Origin of the sequence: Saccharopolyspora spinosa NRRL 18395 (genome assembly GCF_000194155.1) — a bacterium.
Taxonomy (GTDB): Bacteria; Actinomycetota; Actinomycetes; order Mycobacteriales; family Pseudonocardiaceae; genus Saccharopolyspora; species Saccharopolyspora spinosa.
Window position 1 is genome coordinate 25,189 of record NZ_GL877884.1, and the last position, 14,227, is coordinate 39,415.

Annotated in this window: 13 protein-coding genes; 2 read left to right on the top strand and 11 right to left on the bottom strand. The window is 68.9% G+C overall.

Features of this window, described 5'->3' with window-relative positions; genetic code table 11:
- Window positions 1-3: 3 nt before the first annotated feature.
- The 5 genes from SSPN_RS0140535 to SSPN_RS62015 form a co-directional block, all read right to left on the bottom strand.
- The gene (locus tag SSPN_RS0140535; RefSeq protein WP_010316271.1) at window positions 4-963 is read right to left on the bottom strand and encodes an ABC transporter permease; all 960 of its coding nucleotides are present in this window, start codon (window positions 961-963) and stop codon (window positions 4-6) included.
- On the bottom strand, window positions 956-1,882 hold the full coding sequence (locus SSPN_RS0140540; protein ID WP_010316272.1) for an ABC transporter permease: 927 nt from the start codon (window positions 1,880-1,882) through the stop codon (window positions 956-958). Before SSPN_RS0140540 ends, SSPN_RS0140535 begins: the two co-directional genes overlap by 8 nt.
- Before the next feature lie 74 nt (window positions 1,883-1,956).
- Window positions 1,957-3,588, bottom strand: a complete 1,632-nt coding sequence (locus SSPN_RS0140545; protein ID WP_010316274.1) for a peptide ABC transporter substrate-binding protein — start codon at window positions 3,586-3,588, stop codon at window positions 1,957-1,959.
- Window positions 3,589-3,793: 205 nt separating this feature from the next.
- Window positions 3,794-4,747 (bottom strand): Ppx/GppA phosphatase family protein, encoded by a 954-nt coding sequence (locus SSPN_RS0140550; protein ID WP_010316275.1) that lies wholly within the window; start codon window positions 4,745-4,747, stop codon window positions 3,794-3,796.
- An 880-nt stretch (window positions 4,748-5,627) separates the two neighbouring features.
- Window positions 5,628-7,253 (bottom strand): lytic transglycosylase domain-containing protein, encoded by a 1,626-nt coding sequence (locus SSPN_RS62015; RefSeq protein ID WP_272941806.1) that lies wholly within the window; start codon window positions 7,251-7,253, stop codon window positions 5,628-5,630.
- Between the two features lie 209 nt (window positions 7,254-7,462).
- On the opposite strand from SSPN_RS62015, the gene SSPN_RS0140565 reads away from it, so the two are divergent.
- Window positions 7,463-7,813: an acyl-CoA dehydrogenase gene (locus SSPN_RS0140565; RefSeq protein WP_010316279.1), complete on the top strand. Its 351-nt coding sequence runs from the start codon at window positions 7,463-7,465 to the stop codon at window positions 7,811-7,813.
- A 296-nt stretch (window positions 7,814-8,109) separates the two neighbouring features.
- Here SSPN_RS0140565 and SSPN_RS0140575 read toward each other — a convergent pair whose 3' ends face one another.
- From SSPN_RS0140575 to eno, 3 genes are read right to left on the bottom strand one after another with little or no spacing between them, the layout of a single operon-like run.
- The gene (locus SSPN_RS0140575; RefSeq protein WP_010316287.1) at window positions 8,110-8,610 is read right to left on the bottom strand and encodes a DUF501 domain-containing protein; all 501 of its coding nucleotides are present in this window, start codon (window positions 8,608-8,610) and stop codon (window positions 8,110-8,112) included.
- Window positions 8,611-8,612: 2 nt separating this feature from the next.
- A complete protein-coding gene (locus tag SSPN_RS56110) occupies window positions 8,613-9,149 on the bottom strand; it encodes an FtsB family cell division protein (protein ID WP_029536231.1) in 537 nt (178 codons plus the stop codon).
- A 3-nt stretch (window positions 9,150-9,152) separates the two neighbouring features.
- Entirely contained in the window at window positions 9,153-10,439 is a 1,287-nt protein-coding gene (gene eno / locus SSPN_RS0140585) for a phosphopyruvate hydratase (protein WP_010316291.1), read from the bottom strand.
- A 275-nt stretch (window positions 10,440-10,714) separates the two neighbouring features.
- Here eno and SSPN_RS0140590 point away from each other — a divergent pair, with 275 nt between their 5' ends.
- The gene (locus SSPN_RS0140590) at window positions 10,715-11,092 is read left to right on the top strand and encodes a tetratricopeptide repeat protein (RefSeq protein WP_010316293.1); all 378 of its coding nucleotides are present in this window, start codon (window positions 10,715-10,717) and stop codon (window positions 11,090-11,092) included.
- A gap of 77 nt (window positions 11,093-11,169) precedes the next feature.
- Here SSPN_RS0140590 and SSPN_RS0140595 read toward each other — a convergent pair whose 3' ends face one another.
- From SSPN_RS0140595 to SSPN_RS0140605, 3 genes are all read right to left on the bottom strand, one after another.
- Complete coding sequence (locus tag SSPN_RS0140595) at window positions 11,170-11,970, bottom strand: lytic transglycosylase domain-containing protein (RefSeq protein ID WP_010316295.1); 801 nt, start codon at window positions 11,968-11,970, stop codon at window positions 11,170-11,172.
- Window positions 11,971-12,290: 320 nt separating this feature from the next.
- A complete protein-coding gene (locus SSPN_RS0140600) occupies window positions 12,291-13,070 on the bottom strand; it encodes a lytic transglycosylase domain-containing protein (protein WP_010316297.1) in 780 nt (259 codons plus the stop codon).
- 120 nt (window positions 13,071-13,190) lie between these two features.
- A complete protein-coding gene (locus tag SSPN_RS0140605; RefSeq protein WP_010316299.1) occupies window positions 13,191-14,207 on the bottom strand; it encodes a nucleoside triphosphate pyrophosphohydrolase in 1,017 nt (338 codons plus the stop codon).
- Window positions 14,208-14,227: the final 20 nt, after the last annotated feature.

The following is a 14,227-nucleotide window of genomic DNA, read 5'->3' on the forward strand; positions in this document are numbered from 1 at the left end:
CTCCTACTTCTGCTTCGGGTCGAGCGCGTCGCGCACGGCGTCACCGAGCATCACGAACGCCAGCACCGTGATCACCAGGAACCCGGCCGGGAAGAACAGCAGGTGCGGCGCCGCCTGGATGTAGAAGCGCGACTCGGCGATCATCACGCCCCACGACACGACCGGGTCGCGCAACCCGATGCCCAGGAACGACAGCGTCGCCTCGGCACCGATGAAGCCGCCCAGCGCGATCGTCGAGTACACCAGCACCGGTGCGAGGCAGTTCGGCAGCATGTGCCGCAGGATGATTCGCGGCGCGCTGGCACCGAGCGCCCGCGCCGCCTTCACGTAGTCCTGCTGCTTCGCCGAGATCGCCGCCGAGCGCATGATGCGCATCGAGATCGGCCAGGACAGCACCGCGATCGTCAGCACGACCTGGGCGACGATCCGCGTCGCGCTGGGAATGGCCACCTCGGCGTTGAAGGTGGTCAGGATGACGATCGCACCCAGCACGAACGGCAGGCCCAGGAAAATCTCCGAAAACCGGGACAGTAGGTTGTCCACCCAACCGCCGAAGAAGCCAGCGATGATGCCGACGGCACCGCCGAACAAAACGGTCAGCAGCGTCGACAGCACGCCCACCGCGATTGATGCTCGGGTGCCGTAGATCGCGCGGGCGAAGATGTCCCGTCCGAGGTTGTCGTAGCCGAACCAGGCCTCGGCGGACGGCGGCTGCCTGGACTTGGCGAGGTTCGTCCACGACGGGTCTACCGAAGTGAACACGCCCGGGAACGCCGCGATGAACAGCAGAACCAGGATGATCAGCGAGGCCGCGATGAACAGCGGGCGGCGCCGCAGGTCCAGCCACGCGTCGCCCCAAAGGCCACGGGGCTTCTGGGACTTGCCCCCCGTGGTCGGGGGGGCCGGCTCCTCCGGTCCCACGGCCGGGCCGGTGACCAGGCTGGCAGCACTTTGGTCAGTCATATCGGATCCTCGGGTCGAGAACCGCGTAGAGGATGTCCACGAGCAGGTTCATCAGCAGGTAAACCAGCACCAGCAGGGTGACGATCCCGGTCACCGTGGCGCCTTCCTTGGTCAGGATCGACTTGAAGACCAGGCCGCCGATGCCGCGGATGTTGAACACGCCCTCGGTCACGATCGCGCCACCCATCAGCGTGCCGAGGTCGGTGCCCAGGAAGGTGATCACCGGGATCAACGAGTTCCGCAGCAGGTGCACGCCGACCACGCGCTTGGGTTCCAGACCCTTGGCGACCGCGGTCCGGACGAAGTCCGCGTGGCGGTTCTCCATCATGGCGGTCCTGGTCAGCCGCGCCACGTAGGCCATCGACAGCGAGCCGAGCACGAAGCCGGGCACGATCAGCTCCCCGATCGACGGGTTCGCGCTGACCGTTGGCTTGATGATGCCGAGTTCGCTGCCCAGGGTGATCTGCAGGACGAAACCGGTGACGAACACCGGCAGCGAGATCAGGAACAGGGTGGACACCAGGACCAGGTTGTCCAGGAATCCGCGGCCGCGCAGGCCAGTCAGGATGCCGGCCGCCAGGCCGATGATGCCCTCGATGACCAGCGCGACGAGGGCGAGCTTGATGGTGGTCGGGTAGGCGTTCTGGATCAGCGTGCTGATCTGGACGCCCGCGTAGGTCTCCCCGAAATCACCCGTTAGGAGCTTCCCTAGGTACTTGAAGTATTGAACGATCAACGGATCGTCCAGGTTGTACTTCTCGTGCATCTCGGCGATGTAGGCGGGCGGACAGCCGCGGTCGCCGCATTTTCCCGCGAACGGGTCACCCGGGATCGCCCAGACGAGCAAGTAGATGATCAGAGTTGTCCCGATGAAGACCGGGATCAGTTGCAGCAGCCGCCGCAACAAGTAGCGACCCATTCGGGCCTCCTAATCACAGCCAATGCAGGGCCCGGCCCGCCCGGATCACGGCGGGCCGGGCTCCGGCTCGGTTCTTACTGCTTCAGGCGCACCGTGGTCAGGTCAAGTTCACGGTAAGCCTTGACCTCACCTTCAGCGATCCGCTCCGAGAAGCCGTACTGCACCGGCTGCGTCCACAGCGGGATCAGCGGCAGGTCGTCGGCCAGCAGCTTCTCCGCATCGGCGTAGGCAGCGGTGGCCGCCTCGACGGTGGGAGCCGCGTTCGCCTTGTCGAGCGCCGCGTCGAACGCCGGGTTGCTGTACTTGTAGTCGTTCGACGACGCGTTCGTGCGGTACAGCTGGGTCAGGAAGGTCTCGATGTTCGGATAGTCGGCCTTCCAACCGGTCCGGAACAGGCCGCTGAACTTGTATCCGTTGGCCTTCTGCCGGAACTCGCCGAACGTCGGGGTCGGGACGAACTGCGTCTCGATGCCGAGGTTCTGCTTGATGCTCGCGGCCACCGCCTGCACCCACTCGTTGTGGCCGCCGTCGCCGTTGGTCTCGACGGTCAGCACGCCCTGGAAGCCACCCGCCTGCTGCAGGTACTGCTTGGCCTTCTCCGGGTTGAACTCGCAGGCCTCGCCGCACTGGTTCGGGCGGTAGCCGTCGACCGCCGCGGTGGCGAAGCCGTCCGCCGGGTCACGACCACCGGCGAACACCTGCTGGGTGATCGTCTTGCGGTCAACGGACATCGAGATCGCCTTGCGCAGCAAGGGGTTCTTGAACTTCGGGTCGTATAGCGGGAAGCCCAGCGTCTGGGTCAGCAGGCCCGGCTTCTGGTGCGCGCGCTCGCCGAGGTCCTGCTTCCACTTGTCACCGATCAGCGCGGAGACCGGGATCGCCCGCAGGAAGTCCAGGTTGCCCGAGGTCAGGTCCTGGTAGGCGCTGTCGAGCTGCTCGTAGACCTTGAACTTGGCGCCCTTGATCGTCGGCTTGTTGGCGCCCGCGTAGTTCTCGTACGCGGTGACGTTCAGCTCCTGATTCGGAACGCGGGACTCGAACTTGAACGGCCCGTTGCCGATCGGGTGCTCCTCGAAGGCCTTCGGGTCCTTGAAGAACGAGTCCGGCAGCGGCATGTAGGCGGAGTAGCCCAGCACGACCGGGAAGATCGTGAACGGCGCCTTCAGCTTGACGGTGAAGGTGTTGTCGTCGACGACCTTGAGGCCCGACAGCTCCTTGGCCGCCGGCGGCGGGGCCTGCTGCGGCCCGTCCTTGCCGTCCGGGTCCTCAGACTGCATCTGGTCGTAGCCGTCGATCTGCTCGAAGAAGCTGGCGCCCTGGAGGCCGTTCGGACCGTATGCGCTGTAGTTCCAGGCGTCCACGAAGTTCTTGGCCTTGACCGGGGTCCCGTCGTGGAACGTCCAGCCCGGCTTCAGCTTGATCGTGTAGTTCTGGTGGTCGGTGGACTCGATCGAGTCCGCGACCGCGTTCTCCACCTTCAGATCACTGGCCCGGTAGTCGACCAGGCCGGTGAACAGGGCGTTGACGATGAAGCCACCGTTTTCTTCGGTGGTGTTAGCCGGGACCAGAGGGTTCTCCGGCTCGCCCCAGTCGAGGGTGACGGTGCCGTCGTCTCCGGAGCCGCTACCGCCTCCACCGCAGCCGGTGGCGATCATCGCCACCGCCAGCGGGGCGGCGACCATTGCGGCCAAGCGTCCCTTTCGCATGTAGGTCCTCCCGCTTCCACGCGTGCCCCAGGTGTTGATTTCCGGGGTCATCACGCGCGGCGGATCATTCACCGCCGCGTCAGACGAGCGTAAACATAAGTGAGAACCATTTCACAGCAATGCCCCGTCACAAAGCCGTCACCTTCTAAATCGTTCCAGTCAACTTTCACCCAAAAGATGGAATTTAGTGTCCAGATCCTGAGAACTAGCTGATAGACAGGGCTATACCGTCCAGGATGTCGTGCTCGCTGACAGTCATGGCGGAAATGCCCGCGCGCTCCGCCAATTCGTCTGCCAACACCTTCACGACCAGCGCACCGCCGCCGATCACGTCCACTCGACCTGGGTGCATGGCGCCGATCGCGGCGCGTTCTTCATGCGTCATCCGAAGAAGATCGTCGGTGATCTGTTCGACTCGAATCTGGGAAACATGGGAAAGATGAATTGCCGCCGGATCGTATTCGGGCAGTCGCTGTGCGATCGCGGACAAGGTGGTCACCGTGCCGGCCACCCCGACCCAGGTGCGCGCGCCCGAACAGTCCACCGCCGCGAACGCGTCGTCGAGGGTCTGCCGGGCCACCTTCTCGGCCTCCCGGACCTCCTCATCGGTGGGCGGGTCACTGCGCAGGCAGCGCTCGGTCAGCCGCACGCAACCGACGTCGGCGGAGTACGCGGCGGTGATGTCGGCGCGCACGCCGTCCCAGGTACCCACGACTAGCTCGGTGGACCCGCCACCGATGTCGGTGACGACGAACGGCCCGTCCTCCGGGTCGAGGTCGCCGACCGCGCCGGTGAACGACAGCCGCGCCTCCTCGTCGCCGGTGATCACCTCGGCGTCGACCCCCAATGTTTCCCGCACCATCGCGAAGAAATCCTCGCGGTTGGACGCGTCCCGGGTGGCCGAGGTGGCCACCATGCGGACCCGCTCGACCCCCTTGCGAACGGCGATCGCGGCATACTCCGCCAGCGCCGCCTGGGTGCGCTCCAGCGCCTCGTCGGCAAGCCGCCCGGTGGCGTCCACGCCCTGCCCGAGCCGGACGATCCGCATCCCGCGGTAGACGTCGCGCAGATCGCGCCGACCGTCGTCATGCGCGGTCACGTCGGCCACCAGCAGGCGGATCGAATTCGTCCCGCAGTCGATCGCCGCGACCCGTGACATCAGCGTCCTCCTCGTTCATCGGATAGCGCCCATTGCGCACCCACCCCAAACTACCGCCTCCCCCGACGTGCCAGGACGAAAAACCCGCCAGACATCCGCAACCACGGCCCAGGGGGAATCAAAGGACGCTTGGCCGCCGAGTGGCCACGCGTCCAGGAAGATCCGCCCGGGATCCAGCCCGGGATCCAGCCCGGGATGATTGTGGGCGACTGCCGTTTCGACTCCTCCTCCACAATATGCAGGCTCGCATCCAGCATCACTGGCGTAACATGCTGGTTGAGATAAATGGGATGAGCGCCACCCATCGGAATACGCCGAATTAGCGGAGTGGCCGAAACACTTCGCCCCGGCGGAATGCCGCCAGAATTAAGGAACTGCCTCCCCGGACTGCCGTCTCCGGGATGAATAACCGAGCCTCCCAGAGTGCCACCTCGTGGGCCTTTGAACCTGGCGTCCACTTGACGAACGAACACGCCACCTGCGTTAACGCCGCCCGGGTGCACGATCAACTCGGCATCGACCCACTCCGGCCGACACCATCAGGCATCGTTCACGGGTTCAGCCCGAGAGCGATCATGGCATTTGCTGGGACTGGCCGAGGCTGATTGGCCGGCGGGTTCAGGTACGCGAGCGCGACCGACTGCGACGTCAGAACAGCAACGACCACGAGAGGGAAAGCCAAAACACAGCGCAATGATTTGCGCGCAATATTGCGCATCCAAGCCCCCGGGTTTAATAATTCACATTCAGCACGAGCGCACGGTATCGCCAAATCTCATCCCACGCCAAGGCGCCCCCACCCATTATCTAGAATGTGTCATCGAGTCTTCTTGAACTCAACAAAAAGGAACCAGGCGCTCTCGCTGGCACAATACTGAGATTACGAAGGTGGTGTCCAAACGTTCGGTACCGCACAAGGCTCAAGCGATCCTGGGGTGCCGGACTCGACGAAGACGGTCTGGCCGGGCACCACGGTGTGCGGGTCGCTCGCCCCCGGGTCGAGGGTCGTGGCTGGCGACTGCTCCGAGGTGGCGAACTCGCCGCTGTTGAGCACCGGCGGGTTGCAGGCCTTCGACGGCTCGCCCGGCGTCGAGCTCGGCGGGGTCGTTGATTCCGGTGCTGGCGCGGCGCTTCCGGGCGGCGGTGCGGATACGCCCGGCGCGGAAATCGGCGGCGCCAGATTCTCCGGCGGAGTCCCGGGAGGCGGCGTAGTACCTGGTGGTGTGCCCGGCGGGGTCGGGTGCGGCGGCGTGCCAGGTTCAGTCGTGGGCGGTGCCACCCCAGGCGACGCACCGGGCGGCGTGGCGCTCGGCGGCGTGCCAGGTTGAGTCGTGGGCGGTGCCGCCCCAGGCGACGCACCGGGCGGTATGGCGCTCGGCGGTGTACCGGGCGGGGTGGTCGTTCCCGGTGGGGTGAGGTCCGGCGGCGACGGTTCCGGGATCTCCAGCGGCGGGACTCCGATCGTCGGCGACTGCTCCGCTGGGCGTGGCGTCGCATCGGGCGGCGGGCCGGTCGGTGCGGGCGTGGCCGGGGTGGGCTGCGGCGCAGGCGCTCCGGTCGGCGTTGGAGGCGCGGGCGGAACCATTGCCAGCACCTGCGGGCCGTCGGGCAGGCGCTCGCCTTCGAGCACGTCGCCGACCTCCGGCGCCAGCTCGGAAGGCGTCGGCGTGACGCCCTTCGCGTACGCGGCCGCCCAGATCAGCACCGTCCGAACGTAGCTGTCGGAGTGGTTGTAGCGGAATACCGCCGCCGCGAGGTTCTGCGGGCTGCGCAAGTCGCCGCCGCTGCACAGGTACCGCGCAGCCGCGAGGCTGGCGTCGTGGATGTTGTGCGGGCTCGCGACCCCATCGTCATTGCCGTCGACGGCGAACTTCTGCCAGGTCGACGGGATGAACTGCATGGGCCCGACCGCCCTGTCCCACACCGGGTCGCCGTCGTAGCGGCCCGCGTCGGTGTCCGGGATCGCCGCGATGCCCGGGTCGCCGGACAGCCGCGGGCCAAGGATCGCCCGCACCGTCGTGCCGAGCACGTCGACGTTGCCGGAACGGGCGTGGCCGGACTCGATCCGGCCGATCGAGGCCAGCACCGACCAGTGCAAACCGCAGCCCTGCCCACCTCGATCCACCTGGTTCGCGGCCCGGACGTAGGCGTCCAGCACCTCTCCCGGGATGCCCAGCGACCCGGTCGGCAGTTCCACCTGCGGCCCCGCGCCGGTAGCGAGTTGCTGCGGATCGGCCGCCCGCGCCAGCACCTCGAGGCTGAGCAGCGGTACCTGCGGGAGGTTCCCGCTCACGCCTAGTTCGCCCGGATCGGGCTCCTCGCTGACCGGCTGCGATGGATCGGTCAGGAACGAACTCGACGCCGCCAGCGTCGTCGGCAGCAGCAGCACCGGAGCCATCGCGGTCACGGCGACCCACTTGCGCGCCCTCCGCCGAGCCGCCGCCGCGCCGAGCCGCGGAGTCGATTTCCACTCGTGCTTGCCGCAGCGCTTGTTGCGAGCCGTCACTAGCTTCCATCCCCAGACGAACATCACCGGAAAAAAACCGAGATGGCTCCTTGGATACACCACCGGTTCGAGGAACGCCGGATGGCGAGCGGGCACGTCACCCGTCCGACTGGTGATCGAATGGGCCGGGCCGGTCCGGTTGCTCCGAACAGGCGGCGCAATCACCGGAATCCCAGCTATTCGGGTGGGTTCGCGCCTACCCTCCGAACATGACGCGCATCGACGCGCGGTCCTCGTTCAGCACCCACCGGGTAGCCAACCAGCGGCCTCCGCTGGCCGGGTTCGATCCGCTGGCCTGCGACCCCGCCCTGGGCGCCGCTCTCACCCGCTACGCCGTCGGCGACCGCACAGCGCTCGCGTTGGAGGCGGGGTTCGCCGAGGCCCGCGAGCACGGTCGCCTCGCCGACGAGCATCCGCCGGAGCTGCGCACCCACGACCGCTACGGCAACCGGGTCGACGAAGTCGACTTCCACCCGTCCCGCCACTGGCTGATGTCGCGCGCTATCGACCACGGCATGCACGCGGCACGGAATGCCCCGGCCGTACCGGGCAGCCGCTGAGCTTGATCTGGGAAGGCTCGGGCAACGTCACCGCGCTGGACCTGTTGCGCGCACTGGACAAATAACCGTCCACTCTGGACGCCGTCCTCGCGGAGCTTCTGTAGCTGACGCTCCAGGCGTTGCTGCTGCTGCGCTTCGCGCCGACGCACGTCGCGGAGTCGTTCGCCGCTACGCGGTTCGCTGCCGCTGGCCGCACCTCTGGTGCGACGCCGATCCCGGGCGCCCGTGCCCTCCTCGACCGCATCGCTGCGACGCGCTGACACGATTTCCGTTGAAATCGCGCCGTTCCGGGCGGGTCAGCGGTTGAGCAGGTAGCGGTGCTCGGGCCAGCGTTCGGCGATCAGGTCGATCGCCTCGTCGCCGAACGGGTTGGCTCCCGGCCCCTTGGCCAGGGCGTGAGCGATGTGCACGTGGAGGCACTTGACCCGGTCCGGCATGCCGCCGGCGCTGACCTGGGTGCCCAGCGATTCGAGCGCGTCGCGTTCCGCGAGGTAGGACTCGTGCGCGTGGCGGTAGCGCTCCGCGACGTCCGGGTCGGTGGTCAGCCGCTCGGCCATCTCCCGCATCAGGCCCTCCGCCTCGAAGGTGGAGGCGTGCGCCACCAGCTGCGGGGCGGTCAAGTAGTACAGCGTCGGGAAGGGGGTGCCGTCCTCCAGCCGCGGCCAGGTCTGGACCACCGTGGGTTCTCCGGCCGCGTCCCGCGCCGCGATCGCGCGCAGGCCGCGCGGCGGCCGGCCGAGCTGCTGGCGGATGCATTCCCGATCCGCATCGCTGACCGTCGGCACGCCCGAGTTCACCGTCAAGATCCCTTTCCCATCACCGAATTCCAGAGCTCTTCGTACCACGGCACGCCGTCTTCGGCGGGGGCGACCGGGGGCGGCGGCGCAGCCGGTTCGGTCGGCACCTCAACGATGTAGGGCGTCTCGCCCGGGCGCACGTAGCCCAGCCGGGCTCGCGCTTCCGCTTCCACCTGCGCCGGGTCGGAGAGCTCCGCCTTGCGCTGTTCCAGCTCCCTGACCTGCTGGGTCAGCTCCGCTTGCTGCTGGTCCTGCTGGGCCAGCTCGGCCCGTTGGCTGAGGTAGGTGCGCAGCGGCACCGACACGCTCAGCGCCATCACGCAGACCAGCATCGCCAGGCCCGCGGCCCGCCTGGTCGAGGAGAGCTTGAACGCTCCCCCCGTGCTGGACCGCGGGCGGGACCGGGTCGACGCCTGCCGACCCGGTCTCCGGCCCGAGGTCCTGGTCCCGTCCCGGCGGACGCGCTCACCACGGCGCTCCGCCGGGGACTCGCCCCGGCGATTGCGCCGCTGTGGATCCGACGCGCGCCCGACCGGCATGGCTCAGCTCTCCGGCGTGAACCGCGGGAAAGCCAGCTCACCCGCGTAGCGGGCGGCGTCACCGAGGGCCTCCTCGATGCGCAGCAGCTGGTTGTACTTGGCGACGCGCTCGCTGCGGGCCGGGGCACCGGTCTTGATCTGGCCGCAGCCGGTGGCCACCGCCAGGTCGGCGATCGTGGTGTCCTCGGTCTCGCCGGAGCGGTGGCTCATCATGCTCTTGTAGCCGCACGAGGTGGCCAGGCTGACCGCGTCCAGGGTCTCCGACAGCGTGCCGATCTGGTTGACCTTGACCAGCAGCGCGTTGGCCGCGCCCCGGCTGATGCCGTCTTCCAGCCGCTCCGGGTTGGTGACGAACAGGTCGTCGCCGACCAACTGCACCTGGTCGCCGACCTGCTCGGTCAGGCTGGTCCAGCCGTCCCAGTCGTCCTCGGCCAGCGGGTCCTCGATGGACACCAACGGATAGGCACCGAGGAGTTCCTGGTAGTACGCCGCCATCTGCTCGGCGGTGCGCTTGGAGCCCTCGAAGTTGTAGGTGCCCTCGGCGAAGAACTCGGTCGCGGCGGCGTCCAGCGCCAGCACGATGTCGCGGCCCAGCTTGTAGCCGGCCTTCTCCACCGCCGAGGCGATCAGGTCCAGGGCCTCGCGGTTGTTCGGCAGGTCCGGGGCGAACCCGCCCTCGTCGCCCAGCCCGGTGGCCAGGCCCTTGGCCTTGAGCACCGACTTCAGCGCGTGGTAGGTCTCGGTGCCCCAGCGCAGCGCCTCGGAGAAGGTGTCCGCGCCGACCGGCGCGATCATGAACTCCTGGATGTCGACGCCGGTGTCGGCGTGCGCGCCGCCGTTGAGGATGTTCATCATCGGCACCGGCAGCACGTGCGCGTTCGGTCCGCCGACGTAGCGGAACAGCTCCAGCCCGGAGGTCTCCGCGGCGGCCTTGGCGACCGCCAGCGAGACGCCGAGGATGGCGTTGGCGCCCAGCCGGGACTTATCCGGTGTGCCGTCCAGGTCGACCAGCTTCTGGTCAACGACGCGCTGCTCGGTGGCGTCCAACCCGGTCAGCTCCGGGCCGATCTCGTCCAACACCGCCGCGACCGCGTTCTCGACACCCTTGCCGCCGTAGCGGGCGGCGTCACCGTCGCGCAGCTCGACGGCCTCGTGCTCGCCAGTCGAGGCACCCGAGGGGACCGCAGCGCGGCTGAGCGTGCCGTCCTCCAATGCAACTTCGACCTCGACGGTGGGGTTCCCGCGCGAGTCGAGGATCTCGCGGGCCCCGACCTGCTCGATGATCGCCACGTGTGCTCCTAACCAGCCTTTGAACTATGGACGAAGCGGGCCGCCCCGGCGTTCCCGCGCACGGCGAACCGGCCGAACGCCCGACGACCGACTACGAGCCTAACGGGGCCGGTGAGGCCGCCGTCGCAGGCTCGCGTGCTGCCAGCGGGCTCGGGGGTTTCGACCCCGATCGGCAAGCCCTCGTTCGGCCGGTGTTCGCACCGATGACACCAGCGGGAAGACCATCCGGACGGACGTCTCGGAACAGCCGATCGGCACGTAACGTTGTCCACGCCATGACGACCGAAGGCACCGTCGAAGCGTTCCGCCGGGCTGAAGAACTGCTCGCGCAGCGCCGCCCCCTGGAAGCCATCCGCGTCTTAGAACCCGTCCTCGACATCGCCGCCGACAAACCCAGCGTGCAACTGCTGCTCGGGCGGGCTTACTACTTCTCGGCGCAGCTGCGCCGCGCCGAGCGGGCGTTCCTGCGCGTGCTGGAGTTCGACCCGTCGGACCACTACGCGCGCCTGGCGCTTGGCCGCACCCTGCAGCGCCTGGGCCGCTTGAACGAGGCACGCGCCCAGATCAGGCTGGCCGCGACGATGCACCCGGTGCCCGCGTACCAAGAAGCGCTGGGCGAGATCAACGCCCACATCGCCACCCGCGACATCTGAACCCGGGCTGCCCTGGCGAGCTGGAACCGCGTGCAGTCGCCCCCCGGCGCGCGATTTCGCGCAGCGTTCGCCCGCGGTCAGCGGCGGCGGTTGCCCGCTTCGGCGTAGGACTCGGCCAGGGCGAACACCTTCTGGCCGTACTCCACCGAGTTGTTGTACGACATGACTCCCGACCACCAGCCCGCACCAGTGGTCATGTCACGGCCGCCCGCGCAGAGGTAGCGGGCCGCGGCCATCGCGGCGTCGTCCAGGTTCTGCGGATCACCGGTCCCGTCGCCGTTGCCGTCGGTCGCCCACTTCCGCCACGTCGACGGGATGAACTGCATCGGCCCGACCGCGCGGTCGTGCACGACGTCGCCGTCGAGCGCACCGCCGTCGGTGTCCGCGATGACCCGGATTCCCGGCGCGCCGTTGAGCGGCACCCCGATGATCGGGCTGGACGGCCGGGCGTCCTCGCGCAGCACGCGCCTGGCGAAGCGGCCGTGGTTGGACTCGATGCGGCCGAGGCCCGCCAGCGTCGCCCAGGAGATCTTGCAGTCCGGCTGGTAACGGCGCATCGCCAGGTCCGCGTTGACGTAGGAGACGATCGCGCGGGCCGGGATGTCCACCACCACCGACACCCCGTCGGCCCACTCCCGCACCGGGTCCGCGCCGGGCGTGAGCTGCGGGAGGGGTTCCTCGACCGGCGGCGCCATCGAGCCGGGTACCACCGGTGCGGGCGCCACGTCCTGTTCGGGCGGCGGCTCGGCCACCGGCGCGGTCGGCGGCTTGCCGAACACGCTGACCAGCCCGACCCCGACGACCATCGCGCCCAGCAGCGCGACGGCGACCACTAGCCGCCCGAAGGCGGCCGAAACAGGAGACGTGGTCCTGATCACGTCGCCAGGCTACTCGTTAGTAGCTCCCGCCTCCAGCGGCCGATCAGCTGCTTCAGGCGAGAGCAACCGCCCCCGATCACTCCGCCAGTGCGAAATCCCCGCAGGCCAGATCCCCGGCACCGGGTACCGACCGCAATTTCAATGGAAGTTGCGGTCCCACAGCCGAGAAGACCGCTGAGGTTCCGCCACCCATACCCCAACGCAAGAAGAGGTTGGAAACGCTCATTGAAATTGCGGACGATCCGCCGGGCAAGGCGGCGGCTGCGACTCCCGCGAGGGCAGCCCCCACCGCAAAGCAAACGCGTCTGGAATTCCGGACGTCAGCCTTCGGCCTGGAGGGCGTGGCTGGTCTTGCCGTAGTAGTCGGCGTAGTCCAGGACTTCCTGGCCGTAGCTGCGGCTTGCGTTGTAGGTCAGCAGCGCCGCCCAGAACCGCTGCGGATCGTTCAGGTCACCGCCCACGCTGCACAGGTAATTGCCCGCGGCCAGGGCGGCATCGTCGATGTCCTGCGGATCCTGGACCCCGTCGCCGTCGGCGTCGATGGCCCAGTCGCGCCAGGTGCTCGGGATGAACTGCAGCGGACCCACCGCGCGGTCCCACACCGTGTCGCCGTCGAACTCGCCGCCGTCGGTGTCCGGAATGCGCTTGACGCCGGAGCTGCCGTCCAGGGGTAGCCCGATGATCGGCTTGCTCGGCCGCCCGGTCTCGTCCAGCCGCGCCCCGCCGAACCGGCCGTGGCTGGATTCCACGGCGCCGATCCCCGCGAGCAGCGACCAGCTGAGCCCGCAGGTCGGCGACTTCGCCTCGATGGCCTGCTGCGCGTAGCCGTAGGCCTGGAGCGCGGCGCGCGGGATGTTGAGCTCGTCGGCCATCGACTCGGCCCAGCCGGCGAGCTGCCGCTGCGGCCGGGCGCTCGGCGGTATCGGCGGCCCGCCCGGCGCGAGCAGCTCCACCATCGGCGGGGCGACGCCGGGGTCGGGCGGCGCGACCGCCGGCGGCGGCGTGAACTCGGCGCTTCCTCGCGACGACGAGACCGGCGGTGCGCAAGATGCCACCAACGTGACCACCGGGGCCAACAGCAGCCATAACCGACGCGGCAAGAGCATCCTCCCTACTACACCCCAGATGCACAGGGGCGCCGATTTCAGCAGGTGCCCCCGTGGAGAAATATCGCCGCGAGACGTGTTTCGTCAGCCGATGCCCGCGACCAGTGTGCGCCACTACTCCGAACGCGCACCCGCCGGGTCCGGCAAATCGGACAGCAGCTCCCGCCAGTCGGCCGCCGAGAGCTCCACCGGCTCCCGGCCGGACTCGCGGGCCCGCCGCTCGGCCGAACGGATGCGCTCGGCGAATGCCAGCGCGACCGCGCGCAGCTGGTCCTCCGGGTCGTGACCGGCCAGCTTCGCCTGCGCAGCGGTGCCGAACAGCACCTCACCAGGGGTTTCGCCGCGCGGCATCGCGTCCGCTGGAATCCCGGCGCGGTTCGCGCGCTGCACCAGCTTGGCGGCCAGGGCCACCGCCGGCTGCCCCAGCGCGACACCATCCACAATGGACTCGCGCTGCTTCTCCTGCTGCTTCAGCTCCTCCCAGCGGGCGTGCTGCGACTCGGCGTCCAGCAGCGCCGGTCCGTCGGCGAAGACGTGCGGGTGCCGCGACACGAGCTTGCTGACAAGGCCCGCGGCGACCGCGTCGATGTCGAACGGATCGGCCGGATCCTCCGTCGCGACCCGCGCGTGGAACAGGACCTGCAGCAGCACGTCCCCCAGCTCCTCGCGCAGCGCCTCCCGGTCGCGGTGCTCGATCGCGTCGAGCAGCTCGTAGGTTTCCTCAACGAGGTATTTGCGCAACGTGTCGTGGTCCTGCTCGGCGTCCCAAGGACAGCCGCCGGGCGAACGCAGCCGGTCCATCACCGTCACCGCGTCCAGCAGCTCGATCCCGGCCGGCGCCGGGGCGGCGATCAGCCGCGCACCCGCGGCGCGGAGCGCGCCGGCGTCGGCGCAGCCGAGTTCGCCGACGATCAGCACGACAGGCTCCCGAGCCGCCTGCGCCAGCAGATCTGCCGCCGCAGGCGGCTCGGCGGCGTCGAGCGCCGCGCGCGTAGCGGGCGCGAGGCCGGGTTCGGCGTAGACGGCGGCGGCGCTGCGCAGCAGCGGCAGCGCCGCGGCCGGTAGGACGTCGCCAAGCCGGTCGTCGACCACGACGACCGCGGAACCTTCCTGCACCCCGACCTCGCTCATGCTGCGATTGTCCCAACCCG

Coding starts and splice junctions, on each gene's coding strand:
- SSPN_RS0140535 (WP_010316271.1), bottom strand. CDS start 963: ATGACTGACCAAAGTGCTGCCAGCCTGGTCACCGGCCCGGCCGTGGGA.
- SSPN_RS0140540 (WP_010316272.1), bottom strand. CDS start 1,882: ATGGGTCGCTACTTGTTGCGGCGGCTGCTGCAACTGATCCCGGTCTTC.
- SSPN_RS0140550 (WP_010316275.1), bottom strand. CDS start 4,747: ATGTCACGGGTCGCGGCGATCGACTGCGGGACGAATTCGATCCGCCTG.
- SSPN_RS56110 (WP_029536231.1), bottom strand. CDS start 9,149: ATGCCGGTCGGGCGCGCGTCGGATCCACAGCGGCGCAATCGCCGGGGC.
- SSPN_RS0140590 (WP_010316293.1), top strand. CDS start 10,715: ATGACGACCGAAGGCACCGTCGAAGCGTTCCGCCGGGCTGAAGAACTG.
- SSPN_RS0140605 (WP_010316299.1), bottom strand. CDS start 14,207: ATGAGCGAGGTCGGGGTGCAGGAAGGTTCCGCGGTCGTCGTGGTCGAC.
- SSPN_RS0140565 (WP_010316279.1), top strand. CDS start 7,463: ATGACGCGCATCGACGCGCGGTCCTCGTTCAGCACCCACCGGGTAGCC.
- SSPN_RS0140545 (WP_010316274.1), bottom strand. CDS start 3,588: ATGCGAAAGGGACGCTTGGCCGCAATGGTCGCCGCCCCGCTGGCGGTG.